19 protein-coding genes are annotated in these 19,435 nt (G+C 39.5%); 10 read left to right on the top strand and 9 right to left on the bottom strand.

The features are described 5' to 3' along the window. Positions 1-128 precede the first annotated feature (128 nt). A complete protein-coding gene (locus tag M23134_RS38155) occupies positions 129-1,454 on the bottom strand; it encodes a tetratricopeptide repeat protein (protein WP_157558490.1) in 1,326 nt (441 codons plus the stop codon). A 150-nt stretch (positions 1,455-1,604) separates the two neighbouring features. On the opposite strand from M23134_RS38155, the gene M23134_RS14680 reads away from it, so the two are divergent. The 3 genes from M23134_RS14680 to M23134_RS14670 all read left to right on the top strand — a co-directional run bounded on the left by M23134_RS14680 (position 1,605) and on the right by M23134_RS14670 (position 3,605). Continuing rightward, positions 1,605-1,904, top strand: a complete 300-nt coding sequence (locus tag M23134_RS14680) for a hypothetical protein (protein WP_002697430.1) — start codon at positions 1,605-1,607, stop codon at positions 1,902-1,904. Positions 1,905-2,116: 212 nt separating this feature from the next. Next, entirely contained in the window at positions 2,117-2,506 is a 390-nt protein-coding gene (locus M23134_RS14675) for a hypothetical protein (protein WP_002697429.1), read from the top strand. 295 nt (positions 2,507-2,801) lie between these two features. Further along, entirely contained in the window at positions 2,802-3,605 is an 804-nt protein-coding gene (locus tag M23134_RS14670; RefSeq protein ID WP_002697427.1) for a GNAT family N-acetyltransferase, read from the top strand. Positions 3,606-3,611: 6 nt separating this feature from the next. On the opposite strand, the gene M23134_RS14665 is transcribed toward M23134_RS14670, so the two are convergent. Then, positions 3,612-5,717: a tetratricopeptide repeat protein gene (locus M23134_RS14665; protein ID WP_002697426.1), complete on the bottom strand. Its 2,106-nt coding sequence runs from the start codon at positions 5,715-5,717 to the stop codon at positions 3,612-3,614. Positions 5,718-6,498: 781 nt separating this feature from the next. Between M23134_RS14665 and M23134_RS41155 the strand changes: the two genes are divergently transcribed. Beyond that, positions 6,499-6,657 (top strand): hypothetical protein, encoded by a 159-nt coding sequence (locus M23134_RS41155; protein WP_157558489.1) that lies wholly within the window; start codon positions 6,499-6,501, stop codon positions 6,655-6,657. A 72-nt stretch (positions 6,658-6,729) separates the two neighbouring features. On the opposite strand, the gene ftsY is transcribed toward M23134_RS41155, so the two are convergent. The 3 genes from ftsY to rpmG form a co-directional block, all read right to left on the bottom strand. Continuing rightward, positions 6,730-7,689: a signal recognition particle-docking protein FtsY gene (ftsY, locus tag M23134_RS14660; protein WP_002697425.1), complete on the bottom strand. Its 960-nt coding sequence runs from the start codon at positions 7,687-7,689 to the stop codon at positions 6,730-6,732. A gap of 215 nt (positions 7,690-7,904) precedes the next feature. Then, entirely contained in the window at positions 7,905-8,054 is a 150-nt protein-coding gene (locus M23134_RS39830) for a DUF4295 domain-containing protein (protein ID WP_002697424.1), read from the bottom strand. Positions 8,055-8,125: 71 nt separating this feature from the next. After that, positions 8,126-8,308: a 50S ribosomal protein L33 gene (gene rpmG, locus M23134_RS14655; RefSeq protein ID WP_002697423.1), complete on the bottom strand. Its 183-nt coding sequence runs from the start codon at positions 8,306-8,308 to the stop codon at positions 8,126-8,128. Between the two features lie 363 nt (positions 8,309-8,671). On the opposite strand from rpmG, the gene M23134_RS14650 reads away from it, so the two are divergent. Beyond that, entirely contained in the window at positions 8,672-9,031 is a 360-nt protein-coding gene (locus M23134_RS14650) for a DoxX family protein (RefSeq protein WP_002697420.1), read from the top strand. A gap of 475 nt (positions 9,032-9,506) precedes the next feature. Here the strand turns inward: M23134_RS14650 and M23134_RS14645 are convergent, their stop codons facing one another. Next, positions 9,507-10,559 (bottom strand): WG repeat-containing protein, encoded by a 1,053-nt coding sequence (locus tag M23134_RS14645; RefSeq protein ID WP_002697416.1) that lies wholly within the window; start codon positions 10,557-10,559, stop codon positions 9,507-9,509. A gap of 246 nt (positions 10,560-10,805) precedes the next feature. On the opposite strand from M23134_RS14645, the gene M23134_RS14640 reads away from it, so the two are divergent. The 4 genes from M23134_RS14640 to M23134_RS14625 all read left to right on the top strand — a co-directional run bounded on the left by M23134_RS14640 (position 10,806) and on the right by M23134_RS14625 (position 14,170). After that, a complete protein-coding gene (locus M23134_RS14640) occupies positions 10,806-11,741 on the top strand; it encodes an endonuclease/exonuclease/phosphatase family protein (protein ID WP_045113621.1) in 936 nt (311 codons plus the stop codon). A gap of 330 nt (positions 11,742-12,071) precedes the next feature. Continuing rightward, positions 12,072-12,596, top strand: a complete 525-nt coding sequence (locus tag M23134_RS14635) for an IS110 family transposase (RefSeq protein ID WP_002697412.1) — start codon at positions 12,072-12,074, stop codon at positions 12,594-12,596. Continuing rightward, on the top strand, positions 12,593-13,108 hold the full coding sequence (locus M23134_RS14630) for a transposase (protein WP_157558488.1): 516 nt from the start codon (positions 12,593-12,595) through the stop codon (positions 13,106-13,108). Before M23134_RS14635 ends, M23134_RS14630 begins: the two co-directional genes overlap by 4 nt. 819 nt (positions 13,109-13,927) lie before the next feature. Then, the gene (locus M23134_RS14625; RefSeq protein ID WP_002697408.1) at positions 13,928-14,170 is read left to right on the top strand and encodes a hypothetical protein; all 243 of its coding nucleotides are present in this window, start codon (positions 13,928-13,930) and stop codon (positions 14,168-14,170) included. Between the two features lie 193 nt (positions 14,171-14,363). Here M23134_RS14625 and M23134_RS38150 read toward each other — a convergent pair whose 3' ends face one another. Further along, positions 14,364-15,674, bottom strand: coding sequence for an OmpA family protein (locus M23134_RS38150; RefSeq protein WP_002697404.1), 1,311 nt, complete (start codon positions 15,672-15,674; stop codon positions 14,364-14,366). Positions 15,675-16,511: 837 nt separating this feature from the next. Here M23134_RS38150 and M23134_RS14615 point away from each other — a divergent pair. Next, positions 16,512-17,099 (top strand): hypothetical protein, encoded by a 588-nt coding sequence (locus M23134_RS14615; RefSeq protein ID WP_045113619.1) that lies wholly within the window; start codon positions 16,512-16,514, stop codon positions 17,097-17,099. A gap of 319 nt (positions 17,100-17,418) precedes the next feature. On the opposite strand, the gene M23134_RS14610 is transcribed toward M23134_RS14615, so the two are convergent. Beyond that, on the bottom strand, positions 17,419-17,916 hold the full coding sequence (locus tag M23134_RS14610; protein WP_002697398.1) for a GNAT family N-acetyltransferase: 498 nt from the start codon (positions 17,914-17,916) through the stop codon (positions 17,419-17,421). Positions 17,917-18,043: 127 nt separating this feature from the next. Continuing rightward, on the bottom strand, positions 18,044-19,390 hold the full coding sequence (locus M23134_RS14605; protein ID WP_053337308.1) for a sensor histidine kinase: 1,347 nt from the start codon (positions 19,388-19,390) through the stop codon (positions 18,044-18,046). Between the last annotated feature and the right edge of the window lie 45 nt (positions 19,391-19,435).

Genomic DNA, 19,435 nt, shown 5'->3' with positions numbered 1-19,435 from the left:
TTTTTTAAAGATATTATTTTAACGCTTTAAAGATAAGTCTAATTTTTGTGTAAATTCATTATAAAAACAATCATTTTATTTTGTTCACCTCCTTACCTATCTAAATCATTATCCTCCACCTTCTACCATTATATCTTCTCTGAGTTATGACCTACCAACGCCCTGAAATCTGGATCTTGCCAATACACTTTAAAATCAGTGTCTTCGGGAGCATCCCACTTAAATTTGGTATCACAACGAATGGCTTGGCCTAAGTGCTTGAGCATCTCAGTTTTGTTTTGCTGTTGAGCATAGGTACAAGCCTTGTTAAACCACGCACCTCCCATCGAAGGCTCTATACTTAAGGCTTGGTCGTATGCCTGGTGTGACTCTTCATACCGTTTGAGGTAAAACAAAGCTTGCCCTTTGCGAAAGTACAGAGAACCTTCCCAGTTTCGTGCTACTTGTGGGTTTTGCTTATATATCACCAATCCAGCATTGGCAGCAGCAAGCGATTCGGTTTCTTTACCCATCAAATGGAAAACATGTGCCTTGTTCGAAAAAGCTAAAGTATCCTGAGGGTTCAAAGCAATGGCTTTATCAAAACAACGAATTGCCTCTTCACGGTTTTGGAGTCGCCCCAGGGTTACCCCCTGCACATTCCAATAATCGGGTTTGCTGGTATCCAGTGCCAACGCTTTTTTCATATAATGAGACGCACTATCGTAGTTTTCTTCCTGAAAAGCACTACGTCCCATTACCGAGTAATGATAGGCCATAGCTTTTGGGAAAAAACACTCCATTTTCAGTATTGCCTCATTACTCAAAGGCGTGTCGTTAAAATAAACTCTTTCCAGATTTACCAGTTTTTGGAGCTCGTCGGGTATGTCAGTAAAATTATTGTTACTTAGTACCAAGTGTTTCGTTTCAGTAAATAAGCCCACTTCGGGGGGCAATTTATCTAGTTCAAAAGCAGACAATGAAAGCCATTCGGTGTTGTAAACTTCTTGTAAAATGTGCTGAGGTGAAGCAGTGTTATTTTTGAGACAATAGGCTCCTCCTATGTTACCATATTTCAGCATTAGGTTTGCCAACAACGCAGTGTCTAAGTCTTCAATCTCTTTGGTCTCCTCCAAAAACTCCGAAACTTCATGTTCACTGAGGCTCAGTGGATCATCATAGTCCCACAAATTTTGGGTATAATCAAGCAATACCTGGGGTGCATTGGCTCTAAATAACTCATGTGCCTGTTTAGCAATGTCCAAATCATCACAACAAAGACTAATGACATACAAGTAAGTAAGCAATTCGGAAGGTACCCCACCACTAGTGATGAGCTGCAGCGCAAGGCGTAGGTTTTCGTACAACTTACTATCAAGCAGTCTTTTTATCTTTTCAATGTATTGGCTGGTTTCTTCGTTTTTATGTTTCAGGTATTGCTCATTTTCCATCACTTGGTAAGAGATTGGGTTCAATGATAAATATAAGAAAAATACAGGACTGATGGGTGTTTTTAAGGCTACTTAATGGGGTACAAACACCGCCTTAAGGCAGAAAAAAAACGGTAAGATCAAGATAAAAACCGCAGCACCAGTATATTTGTAGTCAAACACGAATTATAATCAATGAAACCTATACACATTCTATTTATTATTGCATTTGGTATTGCTGGGGCATTGTCTTTTTTTGAATTATCAAAACAACCACCTATTCAACATGTTACTGAGGTATTTGGTACTTATACTGATACCAGCAAGTTACCCAAAAACTACAAACTATTTCATGTGAATAAAGATATACTCCCTCATTTGCGTTGGCGTATGTTTGAGGGTTTTTTAGCGGGTTTGATTTATGGATTTTTGATGATGCGTTATCTTTTGTGGGCGATTTACAAAAGAGGAATAAATAAAGGCGTGGATAAATAACATCTTTGTCGTGCATACAGGCTTGCCTAAATTTTAGTATATTAGAACAAGAACCCATCCCGGGTTTTTGTTTTTTCGAGAGACGAATTCTAAGTGTTATTTACCTGCCAATAGTTGCAGGGTAAATGAGCTGGTGATTTTTCACGAAAACCAACAGAATGTACTCCCTTTCTGTTGTTGCTATAGTACTAAACACTATTTACATACATATTATGAGTAATACATCACCAAATACTGACGACTTTATTAACTATCAATCTTTTTTTAGCCCTCAGGATGCTCAACCTTTGTTAGATTTTTTAGCTGAATTTGAGGTACAATATCAGCTCGAAGAAATTCCTGAGTTATTGGGGCAACCCCTCATTGGAGATCACTTAAGGGCTAAATGGTTGTTGCGCATTGCTCGCAGTGATATAGATAATGTCAATGAATTGTTGAGCAAGGCTGCCGAACAAATAAACGATGTACCTAAAACCCATTATTTACATAAATTTACCAATCCAGAGCTACGCGATATTATTAAATCGCCTCAGGAATGGAACCCTCAAGATGTTCACTTTGCCAAATTATTGCTCAAAGATCGGGGGAAACCCTATGAGTAATTTTGTTGGTTAGAAGCTCTGATAGGGGGCAAGATTTAAGCGACAAGCTTCAAGTTGCGCCCTATTCCATAGGTAACTAACAAATTCATAGTATACTTATTTTCAATGGGTTTCCATATTTTTTAAGCGTTTTTATTTTTACATTCTTTGTCAAAATACCTAAACATTGTTTTTTTTTGGCAAAAAATGTATCCCACTCCGTTGTGCTGAGCTAAACGAAGTTAAGAACCGCAGAGTGCTAAAACCTAAATTTTATACATTTAGGTTTTTTATTTGAATCAAATACAATATCAACATGGAGTTCATCAAAGTAAAATCAAAAAACAATCTTTCCACAATTTATCCAGCATTTTATGCTTCATTACATGCCTCTTTTGATGGCATGTGGGACCAAATTACTGGCAATGCCACCCACTGGAGTATTAGCCATCAACACAAGAACATTGGATTTTATGTAATTGATGATGCCAACATCTTGATCAACTTTTTTCTGATAGAAACTGCTCTCCCTTTATTAGAAGAGGTTTTTGCACAACTATTGGCCCAACATAAGGTTAAGTCTGGCATAGTGAGCACCAACGCCCCTGTATTTGTAAGTGCTTGCGCAGATTTTGCCCATACTATTACTCCACACTCATATTTGTTTCAAGATCATAAAAAGCGTGATTTGGTGGCTCCTGCTTTAGCCAATGGAACCAAGCCTGTGTTGAAAGTTGCTCAAACAAGCGACCATCAAGCTGCAGTAAACTTTGGAGTAGTGGCTATAGGAGCAGACAAAACATGGCTAGAAGGCTACTATGCCCTTAGAATACAAAAACAAGAGTTGTTTTTGTGGCAAGCTGGAGAGGAGATTATAGGTGCTTGTGAAGCCCGCAAAAGTGATTCACAACCAGGAATAGGCGACGTGGGTATGGTAGTGGGTATTCCTTATCGCCGCCAAGGTGTAGGGGCTTACCTACTGAATGAAGCAAAAAAGAAATGTTATCAGCAGGGGCTTACCCCGATATGCTCTTGCGAAAAAGAGAATATAGGCTCTCGTCAGTCTATTTACAAAGCAGGTTTTGTGAGTAAGTATCGAGTGTTGAACGTGGAGTTCTGATTTTTTTCAAACTTGTACCCCTACCAGTAAAATATCATCCCGTTGTTCACAGTCTTCCATGTGGTTATCCAGCATTTGTTCTATGTGCGATTTTTGTTGGGGCAATTCCAGAAAAGCCACCTCTGCAAGTATTTGTTTCAGGTAGCGGTTTCCAAACTTCTTGCGGGCTTTATTGTTTTGGTCAGCCAAACCATCAGAACCAATATAAAACATGCTTCCTGAAGGTAGGGTCAGCTGCTGTGTTTCAAAGACAATATTTTCGTTTTGGTATCCGCCAATAGAGCGTCGGGTACCTTCCAGCGTGTTTAGTGTGTGTTTTTTGTTAACCGATACATAAAATAAAGGCCTTTTGGCACCGGCAAAGCTAAGACAAATATCGTGGTTCGATGAGGCCTCTTCCATAACACAGATGGCAACGTCCATGCCACTGTTATTACCCGTTTGTTCCTGCTTAAGACCATTTGTAATATTGACATGCAGGTAGTCAAGAATTTCTGAAGGGTTAAAAACTTTATTTACTTTGATAATGTTATCAAGCAGGGTATTGGCTACCATGCTCATAAATGCCCCCGGAACACCATGTCCGGTACAGTCCACTGCCACCACAAACCTTTTGCCTTCTACCTGCTCTATCCAGTAAAAATCACCCGATACAATATCTTTGGGGCGATAAATAACAAAATAGTCAGGCAAAAATCTGGATACTCTCGCTTGGGAGGGAAACGTAGCTGCTTGAATGTTTTTTGCCACTTTGAGGCTTTGAAAAATTAACTCATTTTTTTTGCCCAGTTCTTTATTTTTAACTTCTATAGCCTCTTGTTGAGCTAAAATTTCTTCTTGCTGTTGGTACAATTCTTCATTTTGAACTGATATTTCATCTTTTTGCAAATGCAACTCACTATTAAGACTTGTGAGTAGAGCATTGGCTTTCTTTTTTGAGCGGTAATACCCAAACAAGATAACAGCAAATACCAGAGTAAAGACGGAAGCCCCGCTCACGGCAACTAGAAAATAAAACTGTTTTTCTTGGGTAGCCTTACTTGCTTTAAGTTTTTTATCTTGTATTTCTTTGTCTTTGAGTAGCAATTCGTTTTCCTGCTGCTTTTTCTCTACCTCGTAGATAGTCTGCAGGTTGGCTATTTCCTTTACCTTTTGCTGATTAAAAATGCTATCTTTCCAGAGTATAAATTGCTCATGAAACTTAAGTGCCTTGCGGGGGTTGTCCTGAGCTTTGTAGAGTTGGTACAATCCCTGTAAGCCTTCCACCACATCCCGGTCTGATTTTATTTTTTTTGCAGTGGCAACGCCTTGCTTCAGGTATTTTTCGGCGAGTATGGTATTCCCCTGCTGTAGGTATATATTACCAAAACGTACTGAGAAATAAGCTTTATAGTACTGCTTGCCGATCATTTCAAATCCGGCAAGGGTTTTTTTAAGCAATGCTATAGCTTTGTCGTATTCATGCTTTTTACCATAGATGAGCCCCACATAGCCCATCGAGAAATATTTGATAAATTGATTGTTGTTTTTACTGCTTATTTCCAGCGCCTTTTGGCTGTATATCAATGCATTGTCGTAGTCCTTTTGGGCGTAATAAACTTCTGTGATGCTTGCCGATATAAGCGCTATTTTGGGAGAATGGTTGAGTTCCCGTGCAAGGGTAAGCCCTTTGAAAAAATGCTTTAATGCCTGAGAGTATTCTGCTTGTTCGTAATATACCATGCCAATGTCATTAAACACCCATGCTATATATGCCTTATCTTGAGTATATTCAACGATTTTCAAAGCTTTGAAGTAATACTCCAGAGCTTTGGTATAATTTGCCTGACTAATATAAGATACCCCAATATTTTTGTAAGCAGAGGCCTCTCCTTTTTTGTATCCTATTTTTTGGGCAAGTTCCAGTGCTTGTTCTGCATATGCTTTTTCCTGCTTTACATCGACTCCATAAAACGCATAAGAGAGCTTGTTGAGTAATGCTACTTTCTGACTATCTGCCTTTACAACCTGTAGTTGTTGGATCAGACTGTCAATCTCCCGACTTTGGGCATTGGTTTGGTCAGGTATCAGACAATAAAATGTCCATAATAGTATTAAACAAGTTTGTTTCATATAGCAGTACATTTAAGACGAACATCATAGATTTACAAAAGTGGAGATGGGTGAAGGCTCAAGCGGATACAACAAGTGCTATATTGCCAGGGATATTTTGTGATAGCTGTGGTTTAAGTTTCGGTGTAGATTACCGAATCATGCGGGTTAGAGTATTTTGTTGAATTATTATCGTAACAATCTGTTAATTAGACATTTAACTATAACACCTATTACTTGTTGTTGCGAACATTTTTTGTTATAACTTTAAAACGAAACATTTGTACTATTGTTCGGTTAACAGAATGCTTTTGCCAATTAAAAAACAAAAAAGAATCTGATTAGCCCCTGGAGTTGTCCAAAGAGGGTAAAGAGTTTCTACATATCAGGTTTTTCAGATTTTGAGTACTCTTTTGGAAACTATTTTTTTAGGCTGGTCAATACAGTGATTTACTTTTTATTCTCTTTGCTTTTTAATATTTTCTTCAAAAACTTTAGGGTGTTTCTGGATACTTTTTTTTCACACTAACAGCTTGTAGTGTCTGGCAGGCGTGGTTATGAAGGAGTAAATCTCAAGACATATTTAAAATTTAATGCAAGAACTCATGTGTATCTTATGTTTACAATGGTGCTGTTGGCATCTTGCAAACCAATAAGGATATTAACGAAAATAAATGTGGCAGTTTTAAAGTATTGACAGGTAACACCTGGAAATGGACGGAGTAATCAATCAACAGCAATTCACTTGATAATTTCAGGTAGCTCATAACCAAGTACCCTCATATCAACCAGATCAAAGAATATGAAGGCTCATCAGACTATAGCTGTGTTGGTACACCTAAAAAAAATAGAGATACACCTGATGGATAATGGATTGGTTGCGTCGGGAGTAAGTTCTCAATCCTCGAAACGACTAAATTTGAGCTTAGAAAACAGCGGAAAAACAAATGATTTGCCGTAAAACCAATAGACCCCATTCAAATGAATGAGGTCTATGTTTTTGTTTATTTTTTCACCGTTTCCAAGGGTGTTGCTACGCTTCTTCTTTCTTAAACAATGAGTCTACAAACTCGTGTTTATTAAAAATCTGCAAATCCTCTATACCTTCGCCTACTCCTATGTACTTTACGGGTACTTTGAACTGATCGGAGATGCCAATGACTACGCCACCTTTGGCAGTGCCATCTAACTTGGTAATGGCAAGGGCAGTTACTTCTGTAGCTTCGGTAAAGGCTTTAGCCTGAGAAATGGCATTTTGTCCTGTGCTCCCATCCAGTACCAGCAATACCTCATGTGGTGCCTCAGGAATTACTTTGCTCATTACCCGCTTGATTTTGCTCAACTCGTTCATCAGTGGTACTTTGGTTTGTAAACGTCCGGCTGTATCTACAATCACCACATCAGCGTTCATCTCTACTCCTTTCTCTACTGCATCAAATGCTACCGATGCTGGGTCTTTGTTCATACCGAGCTCAATCACAGGCACCCCTACTCGCTCGCCCCACACCTTGAGCTGGTCTACTGCTGCTGCTCTAAAGGTATCGGCAGCCCCCAGCACTACTTCTTTTCCCGCCAGTTTAAACTGATTGGCTAGTTTACCAATGGTGGTTGTTTTTCCTACTCCATTTACCCCTACAACCATTATTACATAAGGCTTGGTGTTTTTGGGCAGGTCAAACTCTTCTACATTATCTTGGTTGCTTTCGGCTAAAAGGTCAGCTATTTCATCTTTGAGAATACCGTCAAGTTCATTGGCAAAAAACTTTTCTTTTTTTACTCTCTCCTCTATCCGCTCAATAATTTTAATTGTAGTGTCTACTCCCACATCCGAACTAATCAACACCTCTTCTAAGTCGTCTAGCACTTCATCATCTACTTTCGACTTACCTACTAGCTTTTTACCTAGTTTTGAAAGGAAATTTTTCTTGGTTTTCTCCAAACCCTGATCGAGTTTTTCCTTTTTTTTCTTATTAAAAATACCGAATATTCCCATGGTATAATTTTATTATTAGTTAGTTTGGATTTGCACAAGTAAATCCTATCAAGTAAGAAGCCGAAACAATAAGAAGCAGTACTTGGTGTCAAACTGTCAGTTTTTCACCTAAACGCTGCACAACTTCGCCAAGATAGCGCATAAAAAGATAAAAAAAAAGAAGTTTCACTGGATGAAACTTCTTCAGAATATCTTAAAGATAAGTAAGCATAAAATTACTTTAATGCTTCTTTTGCCTCTCCTACTGGCACCATTTCTTCTTTAAAAGTGTATGCTCCAGTTTTTGCAGACTTCACAGCCTTTACGATTTTCACAAACTTAGCACCTTCTCCGGTTTTAAGCGTTGCTACGGTTTTCTTTGCCATAATTCATTCAAATTTTTTGACTATACAAATTGCCTCTCTCTCAATACAAGGGAGGGTTTAAGTCATTGAAATTACTTAATTTCTTTGTGAACAGTATGCTTTTTTAGAACCGGGTTGTATTTTTTCAACTCTATGCGTTGAGTAGTGTTCTTGCGGTTCTTTGTTGTTATATATCTTGACATACCAGGCATACCGCTTTTTTTGTGTTCGGTACACTCCAAGATAACTTGAATTCTATTTCCTTTCTTCGCCATTATTCCAGTAAATTTCAAATTTGAGCACGCAAATATAAAGTATAAAAGGCATAAAGTCGAGTTTATGTCAGGAAAATTTTTTATGGGTCACGATATCCTATCTATTCATTTGCCATAAAATAATTTACTAAAGCTTTTTGTGCACAGAGGCATACCCAACACCCCCGCCAATCTACCAGGCATGCTTTACGTATTATTTTGCTTTCCATCTTACCTTACCAGTTTTACCTTCACAGGCTGAACTTTCCCGGGTCAATAAATGTTAAGCAATCAACTTATGCTTTTGCATTTAATGTAATTGTATTAGTTTTGTGCGCAACTAATACCAAGTACACATCTCGAACATCGTATTATTTTACCAAAATGAAGATACAAAAAGTTATTTACTGGGTAGCTACAGGCCTATTGTCAGCCCTAGTACTTATGTCGGCAGGAATGTATGTATTCAACTATGAAAACATAAAAGTTGTATTTGCCAACTTAGGCTACCCTACTTACATTATTTACCCATTGGCTGCAGCCAAAGTGCTTGCAGTGGTGGCTATACTCACTAAAAAATCTGCCTGGCTCAAAGAATGGGCTTATGCGGGGCTATTTTTTGATTTTTTACTCGCCGTTGCTGCCCATGTAGCCATCGCAGATGGAGAGCACTATGGGGCTATTGTAGCATTGGTTCTTTTGACAGCGTCGTATTATTTTGATCGAAAAATTTTTAGTAGCTAACACTTCCCTCTACGGGTTTAATAAATCACTAACAATCAACGTAATACAAAACCTTGGAAGTTCATAAAGCAGCCTTTCACTTATTGCTTAGATATGCATCGGCATCTAAGAACTTGAGGTTGTGGTAGCTCATATTATTACATAGTTAGGTTAGAGTTTAGTTATAGATTCGCTAAAAGTCCATAGTCATTGATTATGGGCTTTTTTTATTAGAGGACTTGTTTAAACAAGCTCTTACAGTCAGCAATTAAACCAACTATTATTCAATAGCCAGGGTACTTGTTGTAACATTATCGAGCGAAGTTATGCTTGCTCTATCAACTACGTAGCAATGATAATAATACCAATAGTTTTCACCTTGTCAATTAAAACAGCAACGCCTTGACAATTAGACAAGGCGTTGGTTAAAAAAATTTTGGTTGGAGTTAAAGCATTCAAAGCCAGGTTAGCTAAAACCAGTCAACGGTCAGCAAACTTAACCTTTGAAATACTCTTTGCCATTTACATCAATATAGCCCATTTTTTCGCCTATGTTGACCAAAGCAACACCATTTTCGAAGCTTTGGAAAAACTCTACATCTACTTCATCTAACTGTTGTACATCTGCGGTATATTTTATTGGAATTACCACTTCGCCTTTAGAGTCTATAAAACCATACAAGGCACCTTGACGTATGTACGCGCGCCCATTTTGAAAAGAGCCTACATAATCGTACTTAAATGGTATGGCTTCATTGCCATCTTTGTCCATAAACCCCCACTTTTCACCTTTTTTTAAAGCTACCAAGCCCTCGCTAAACTCTTGTGCATCGTCATAGGTAGGCTTTACAATCACTTGTCCGGCTTCATTGATAAACCCGTAGCGTTCTTCTTCCATAATAATAGCCCTGCCCTCGAAAAAGCCATAAGCTTGCTCAAAGTCAAAGTCTATCAACAGTTTACCCTCTGGACTTATGTAGCCATAGGCTGGTCCGTCTTCAAACATTTGAGCTACTGCAATCAAGTGAGTTTGATTGCCCACATCCAAATCATCATAGTCAAGCGGCACCATCTGTTGCGTTTTTAGGTCAATGATTTCGTATTGTTCATCGCGCGCCAAAAATGCCAGGTTGTTTTGTACCTCTATGATAAAATTGTCGCCCAACTCTACTACTTCGTTGCCTTGTGCGTCAATCACCCCATGTTGTTCATCTATTTCTACTTCAGCAAACCCGTTTTTAAACAACCCAGCATAATCATATATGCAAGGAATCACGAGGTTGTTTTGAGTATTTACATAGCCATACTTGTCGTCAGACATGACCGCTGCCAGTCCATCTGTAAAATTGGCAACATCCTCGTAATCAGCCGGAACCACTAGTTTGCCAGTGGTATCGATAAAACCAATCAAGCCATCGAGCATAACAGCTGCCAGTCCTTCCTGAAAAGGGTGCACTTCTTCAAAAGTACATGGAATAATTACATTGCCCTGTGGGTCAGCAAATCCCCATTTCTCGCCATCACGATAAGGTATCAGTTGTGGGTTCATTCAGATATATTTTTAACTTTCTTGTTTAAGGTGTAATCATAGAAAAGTATGCACTGCTTTGCAAGAGCAAACTTGTTTTTTATCAGGTTTTGGCAAAATCATTTTCTTTAGAGTACTTTTAAGCACCAGAACTTATCTTGAGGTATTCACCTTTGAGTCAAAGCAAATGCTTTTGATTAAACTCATCCTGGATTGTTCCTCCAGAAGGTACCTCAAGGCAAGTTTACTAATCAAAAAATGCCTCTTATGCCTAAGTTTGAGAAAATCAGTGCGGCTTTGCTGCTCGTCTTTGCTTTACTTGTACGGTTTCCACTAGATTACTTTTTGTTTGACATTGTCCATTCGTTTGCTATTCAAATAGTTGTGCTATACTTATGTGTAGCTATACTGAGTTTTATTTGGCAAAAGAAGTGGTTGCTCACCAGTAGTCTATTAAGTAGTGTACTCATGAGTACATTGTTTATTCAATGGTTTTGGCAGTCGCACCCTGACCCAAAAAACGTGAAAGGTACTGCTTTTAAGGTTGCCCATTTCAATGTGTGGAAAAGAAATACTCAGCACCAAAAAGTGATTACAGTAGCCAAAAACACCGAAGCTGATATCATTTCTTTTGAGGAGGTAAACAATCGTTGGTGGCAAGCACTTAAAAAAGGCTTGGGAAACACCTACCCGCACCAATATGTGGTCACCCGTGACGATAATTTTGGCATTGCCATGTTTTCTAAATTTGAGATGCAAAACACTCAAGCCAAGTATTTTAGTGACCTGCCCAGTATTACCACCACTATCAGCATGCCTTTTGGTCAATTGCATTGGGTGTCGTCGCATGTGTTGCCCCCAAAAAGCAATGATTGGTATCAGCGTCGTAACAGTGACTTGGTAAAAATTGCGGTGTATATGAAAGGCAAAAAAGGATATAAACTTGCAGTAGGCGATTACAATGTTGTGAGTTGGTCACCTGTGATTCAACGTTTTAAAAAAACTGCCAATTTACTGGACAGTCGTCGTGAGTTTAGCCCATCTTATCCGGCCTGGAGCTGGTTATTGGGGGTGCCGATCGATCATATTTTTCATTCGCCCAATATTCAATGTCTTAGCTTTGGCACTACCGAAACTACCCCATCCGACCACTGGGGCATTGTGGGGCAATACAAGGCTATTTTAATTACGAATTACGAATGAATCAATTACGAACCAACCAGAGGGAGCTCTGCAAAGCTAATTACGAATGAGTGAGCTCGTATATTTGTAAAAAAAATAAAGGTCTATGAAAAGTACAAAAAGATGAGTATTTTTTAAAAGGTATTAGCAGGGAATACACGAGCATTTCGAGCTTTCAACATCTTATCGATGATTCTCTGGCAGAGGTTTCGCCGGTATTCCTTGCAATTTTCTTCGTATCTCAACAGTACCCAAAGCTATAGCAAGGCTATAAGCTTCTATACACGAGCGTAGATGATGGGGAAATTCGCTAATATCCAATTACTAAATAATTAGCTTCAAAATACTTCAATGATGACTCAACACAAAGTTTTGACCCAAAATGTAGGCATTGATATAGCAAAAGACAGTTTTGTAGCCTGTATTAGTTCTTTATCGTTTGATCGCGATATTAAAGTAGTATCAGTTCAGGATTTTAAGAATAATACAGAAGGTTTTATCACTTTTTCTGATTGGATTCATCAACATGCCGTAGCAGACTCTGGTTTATGCTTTACTATGGAGGCTACTGGGGTTTATTATGAGCAATTAGCTCATTACTTATTTGTAGAGAACCACGAATTATCAGTTGTTCAACCCACGCAGGCAAGTAACTATAAAAAAAGTGAATCACAGTCCTCTAAAACTGATAAGCTGGATGCTAAGTCTTTGGCACGTATGGGTTTAGAGCGTAAACTAGAGCCTTGGAAGCCAACCTCAGAGTATTATATGCTGCTTCGAGACTTAACTAGAGAGCGTAGTACTTTGAAGAAAGACCAGACTCGTCTTAAAAACCAGCTTCACGCACTCCTTTGCACCCTGTGCGCAAAGACTTGATAGAAGAACGATTGGGTTTGATCAAGTCCCAACTTAAGATCTTAGAAAAAGAAATTAAGAATCATTTGACTAAGGAATCCAAAGGGTACCAAGATGTGAGTCAGAAAATAGAGAATGTCCTGTCTATCCCAGGGGTTGGTCACACTGTAGTCGCTACGGTATTAGCAGAAACTGATGGTTTTGCCAAAACACATAGTGTTCGCCAGCTGATTTCCTACGCAGCATTAAGCATTGACCATTCAGAGTCAGGAGAAATGAAAGGGAAAAGTAAGATGAAAAAAAAGGGTAACAAACATATTAAAGGGGTGTTGTTTTGCCCTGCATTGAGTACAATTAGGGTTTCTGAGGAGATTAGAGCTTTTTATGATAGAGTAGCCGAAGGAAGGAACGGCAGAGCCGCAGCTCTAGCTGTATGTCGTAAAGTACTTACGCTCATATATACATTATGGAAGAATAATACTTCTTATGACCCTAATTATATAAAAAAAGGGGCGACGAGCTGCCCCTCCTAAAATCTAAAAAAAATTATAGTCAAATACTTGGCTTTGTACACAGTACCTCTGCTTTAGCTAATTACGAATGAATCAATTACGAATTTGAGAATTACGAATTACGAATGGGCGCGAAGCGAAGCCAATGACGAATGGGTCAATTACGAACCGACCAGAGGGAGCTCTGCCTTTGGCTAATTACGAATGGGTGCGAAGCGATGCTAAAAATCATCGTATGCAGACTGAATTAAAAACATGTCAATTACGGATGAGGAGAGGCAAACCAAGACAATTCAACCTTAAAAAACATTCCCCTGCTTTGGTCTTAGTGAAGCGAGACCAAAGCACGCCAACACTCGAAACATCATACACAAGTTGTTTGTGACGTTTTCGGTCGGCATTGTTCAGGTCACCCTTCGGTAAGACCTTCACAGGAAGTTGTTTATTGGCAGGGGCAAGCTAAGACAATTCAACCCTAAAAACATTCCCCTGCTTTGGTCTTAGTGAAGCGAGACCAAAGCACGCCAACACTCGAAACTATTTTAATTACGAACAGGTCAATTACGAATTGTTTAATTAGGAATTACGAATGAGTGAGCTCTGCTTTAGTTAATGGGCGCAAAACGAAGCTAAAAAATGATGGTCTACTGACTCCCGACTCCGGATTAAACCTTTTAGTATTAAACATTTGAATTTCAATGTTTTAACTGTGTTTTTTCTTGCAAAACGCGGGCGTTTTTACTATATTTGTTCATACTTTCATGGTGAAAGTAAGCCCAAGAGGATTGTTTTGACAGACCTCCCTCAAGGGCTTTTTGTCACATAAAAATATATAACAGTATGCAATTTACTGAATTAAACGCAGAGGCACAAAGCATTACCATTCCTGAATCAATTGTAAACATATTTGCCCAAAGTGTACGCGCCAACTTAGAAGCATTGGCACTTGACGCAGATATGCCTTTAACACTGTTCGAAAACCAAGAGTACGAACAGGTAAAAACTTATTTACAGGCAAGTATTCTTCAAATGCAATATTTGCTCAACAATGTAGAGTTGCTGGATGCCTTGCACCAAAAATAAATATAAAAGCCTGATGCTGATGTACAATGCATCAGCATCGGGCTTTTCACTTTCTTTGTTTACAGACTATCTTCCCGTGTTTAACCGTTGTTGCTCAAACGCAGTCAATTTTTTGATTGCTTCACGAGCACTAACAACATTATGCGGTACAAACTTTAAATTTTTGCCTATTACTTTACCTATGCGTACCTCCTCAGATGCCAACAATACTCGCTTTTTTGTAATCAATCACAATCAGGGTAGCTTTTTCGCCTTTGGGCAAACGTCTAAAGTATAACTTTCCCTGATAATATTGATAACCTGCCACCACACTACGGCGTTGGTGTAGCAAAAGATAATATCGGGTGTTTCTGAAAGAATGATGGGGTGCTACCTGTACTTTTACCATGGCGCTGTTAGATACGCCTACAAAAGCATCACAGTTAACCCAATCCAAACGATTGGTACTCATAACGTAGGCTTTGTTCCCCTTTTCATTTGCTTGATTTACACTTGCCATCATTAAACGGTTGGCTGCGGTAGCTTTCTTGGTTTCCTTATTTTTAAGTAGGCGTAACCTACGGCTAAACAAACGTCGTAACCAACATATTCTGGGTCTGTTGATGCAAAGTAATGAACCACCACGTACCCATCCTCTATTGTTGCGTTGCCAGTTGATCAACCCTTCATTGCCTCGTTTGCCATTAAAAGCGGTCATACCTTTTTTTAGACTATTTGTCGGAAAAGACAATAGTACATTTTGCCCTCTTTTCAACCGGAGTGCTTTGCCTGCCTGTGTAGCGCGTATTTGTAACATTCCTCCCGTCTCTAGCAGTCGTCTGCCCGAAGTAGTAGTAAGGTCGGCAAACACCATATCGGCATAAGTGTAATATTCGCGTAGGGTAATGGTGATAGGTTTTGCAGTTTGCCCGCGTGGGATGTAAAACGATTGAGCATAAAAAAGCATTCGAGTGCCTTTTTTGCCCACCAATATAGTGTCGAGGCTGTTGTCAATCACAAAAGTTTGGGCGGTTTGCCTTACACTATCAAAAAACACTTGGATATTATGTTCTGATGGTTTGGTGGGAGGCCTTTTGCTTGCTATTGGTTTGCTGCGTGTTTGCCAACGCAACACTATTTCAACCCTTCGGTTGCGACGATGCTCGTCTTCGTTATTTGCCGGGCGTTCGCCCAACACTTTTACTGTTACTTTATCGGCACCAACACCCTGAGCAATCAGATAAGTTTTAACTGCCAAGGCTCGTTTATTTGCCAGTTGATGATTAGCGGCTACATTACCCACCGAATCGGCAAGCCCGGTAAGTGTTACCTCATAATCGAGCACTTGCTTGCGATAAAGACGCGCAAATGTTTGATCAAGCTTTTGCTTGGCTTTGGCGCTTAACTCACTTTGCTTGTAGGCAAAATAAACTGAAGAGGTACGGACAGGGGAGGTTTGGGCAAATGATAAAGTGATGCCCATCCACCAACTTATCATCAGAGAGTAAAAAAAATTGTTCATCATAGTATGATCCTTTTGTGTTGTTGATAGTAGTATTGCTGGTTAGAAGCTCCAGCAGGGTTCTAGGGGCTAGTGCACTGGAAACTAAATTCCTACCATATTAGCTTCGCAGAGCTCGCCACAGCATAGCTGTAGGCTCGGTTCTTCGGAGTCTTTAGCCCGCTGACTTTACTTCAAAAAGTTTGCGTAGCTCCGGTTCCGATATACATCGGAATTGTAAACTAACTCTGTGCACTTTTTGAAGTGCGTCAGCAAACAAAATACCCTCGAATAAATAGCGCATTTATTTAATCCCCAGTGCACTAGGTGTTAGGCTCTAGGTAAACCCTACTCCGTTGAACTCATCACAGCAAATTGCTGTAGATTTGGTTCACAGGTAGTTACACGTTTTCTATCACATTGATTTTTAGCGATTTGTAAAAACCTTAGCTAGAAGCATAGGTAAATATATACAGGAATCGAAAATAAAAAATGGAGATTTGAGGTGGTGCCAGGGTGGGTAGAAGCGGTAAATTCTAAATTATTTTTTCATTTAAATATTGCTTTATTTTTAATGCTTTTGAAGCAAACATTTGGTCAATGCAAATAGCCCTGCTTTGCCTATTGCCTCCTCTACTTTATTCTTTTTTTTCAATTAGATTTTATTCTTGAGTTTTTAAACATGTTTTTCATTCAAAAACCTTCTTTATAAGCTCTAAAAGACCATTACTCAGCAAATGAGCACCCCGCATTTAAGATATTTTTCAAAGTAAATTCCTGCCTTTGGTTTGGTTGGTTAGGCGTTGTTTTACCCCTACTTTTGTATCACATTACTACTAAAAACAACACCCCATAACACTCATGAAAAGAACACTATTATCTACCACATTTGCTTTGAGTTGCATGTTGGCTTCATGTGGAGAAGTTTACCAAGGAGCAAACACCCTAAAAGGTGAAGCTCAGGTAATGACGGCAAGTATGAGCACCACCACCAATATATTGCACAAACGTCCCAATTTTGACGGTTTTGCGGTGTTTGATTTAAGCAATGCAGGATTTGCGGCAACCATTATGGCACCTAAAAACGCCAGGGTGATTCCACATAAAACCAATTTGGGGGTTACAATATATGGAGGCAAGTATTTTAAAATGCAACTCAACAAAATACAAGGAACAGCCCAAGAAAACACTCAGGCAATCAGGGCATTGGCTACAGACAAGGATTTGAACCCTTCGTTTGCCAAGCTTGAAGTTGACGGAGCAACCGGATACCTGAAAGCCGATAAAAACGGCGCATTATCTTTTGTGCATTGTGTAGGTACCAACGGCGAAACTGTAGTCATCAGTAGTGGCATGCCTTATCGGTTGTCACCTGATAAATTTACGGCTTATACTCGCCAAGACGTGCAACTGATGTGGAAGTCTGCTAAAACATTTAAACTAAAATAAAATGTGCTAAACCTAACTACTAACCACTAGCCCAGCTATTTTGCTATCCGGGTCTTTTTCGATAAGTGGTCAAACTTTTTTTATTATTCAAGATAGAGCAAAATACCATCAGGCAATACAAAACCTATTTTTCAAACACTGATTATTTATGAACACCTATTAAGCGAGTTTTAAATAAGTGATCGAACATTTTTAATCTGACAAAACCTAACTAATCAAACGAATCACCAATACAGATTCATTTGCTATCCGAGTCTTACGAATAAGTGATTAAATCCAAAAAGCTTGTCTAACAACTTAGACAAGCTTTTTTTTAGCTTCATAAATCAAGCTTGTAATATGCCTCTTCTACCCCCTGGCTCAGTGCTACTTTATCAAGTACAAAACCCTGTTTGGTGAGCACCTTGACCGATGCCTTATTTTCGGGTTTTACTATGCCTACCAAAGTTTTTATTTGAGGTAAAGCACGACAATGCGCCATTAAGCAAAGGAGCATTTCGGTAGCATAACCTTGTCCCCAATTGTCAGGCATCATACCATAACCTACTTCAACGGTGTTGTTATCATTGAAATAAGCTAGTTTGGCGATGCCAATATTTTTGTTGGTTTCACGGTGTTTTACTACATATAAGCCCATTTCGGGGTTTGCCAGGTTACTTTCTATAGCTTTGGCAAAACGTTCGTTTGCCTGAGCCTTGGTCAAGCCTTTGCCCGTAATGTATTTCATTACCTTGTCGTTGGTATACCAGGCCATATAACCTTCGCGCTCGGCTTCGGTCACTGGAATATACAGGAGTCTTTCGGAAGTTAAATTCATGGGGGTTTTATGGTAAGTTTACAATCAAACAAGAGCACAAATCTACCATTTGCCCAGCTTTGTGCAAGCAAAATAGGGTATACTGCTATGAGTACAGGACAACACATCAAAGAGTGCAAAGAAAGCGCTAAAAAACCACTGTAAACGCCGTTCCCTGCCCTATTACTGAGTGACAAGACAGACTGCCTTTGTGCATACGCATTATTTGACGACACAAGCTTAGCCCAATGCCTGAGCCCTCAGGTTTGGTAGTAAAAAAAGGTACAAATATTTTGTCTAATTGATCGGCAGCAATGCCAGGTCCATTGTCTTTGAGTTTTAGCCAGGTTTTGCCTTCGGGCGAAAGCCCCACCTGTAGGGTAATGCAAGGGTTGGGTTGATTTTCGAGGGCTTCTATGGCATTCTTGATCAAATTGAGCAGTACTTGTTCTATCAATTGTACATCAGCAAGAATATACACTTCAGGGTCGGGCAAGTCAATCAACAAAGGAATTTGGGCTTCTTCCAAACGGGGCTGCATCAAACTACGCAAACGTGCCACCAAAGCAGACAACGATAATTGGGCAAACTGCGGAGGAGGTATTCGGGTGAGATTTTTATAGGTTTCGGTAAAATTGACCAATCCTTTGCTACGGTTTCTGATGGCATCGAGCCCCAAACGAACGTCCTCCAGGGTTTTGGCACTCAAGGTGTCTGTACTTTGCAATGATTGGGCAAGTATCAGGTGTAAAGTATCGCTCAGGGAAGTAATAGGCACCACCGAGTTCATTATTTCGTGAGTCAACACCTTGATTAGTTTTTGCCAGGCGTCTAGCTCTTGTTCATCCAGTGCCCCTTGAATGTCTTGTGCAGATATTAGCTTAAAATATTTGCCCTTGAGGTTAAACTCGGTGGCTTGTATGGCAAGCTGAAGCAGGTCATTTTCCCGCCTTATTTTTATTACTTTACGTTCGCCTGCCTTGGTCTGTTGGATAGCCTCGCATAATGTCTTCTGTACTCGTTTGAGGTCATCTACTTGACGCAACAAAGCTTGAGGTTGTTGCAGTATTTGCCGAAAGGCATTGTTTAGCAAATGAACTTTACCGTGTCGGTCAAAACTGATAATGCCTACATTGAGGTGCTCTACCAACATTTGTTGATGCAAAAAAAGCACTTCGCGTTCGGCGTTGAGCTCCAAAAACTTTTGATTGATCGCATTGAACGACTTATACAAGTGTGCCTGACTCTTGCCTTGGTACCCTGCCGAAAAACGGGTGGTAAAGTCGTTGTGCAGCAAGGCAAGTAAAAAGCTGCCCAAATCGCGGTTGGTCTTGTCTACATACCACAAAAACTCGGCACTAGCCAACACCAAAAATGCCATAATGTATATACTGCGAAGTTGCCTACCCAATACTACCCAAGTGTACATCAGTAGTCCCATAAGCGCCAACAGTAGTATAAAGCGAAGTAGTATATTTAATTTTATGTTTTTCAATAGTACAGTTTTTTAGGTGGCTTGATTTAGCTTCGAAAATCACTA

It is taken from the genome of Microscilla marina ATCC 23134, assembly GCF_000169175.1.
In the GTDB taxonomy this organism is placed as follows: Bacteria; Bacteroidota; Bacteroidia; order Cytophagales; family Microscillaceae; genus Microscilla; species Microscilla marina.
This window is presented reverse-complemented; position numbering and strand designations above follow the sequence as displayed.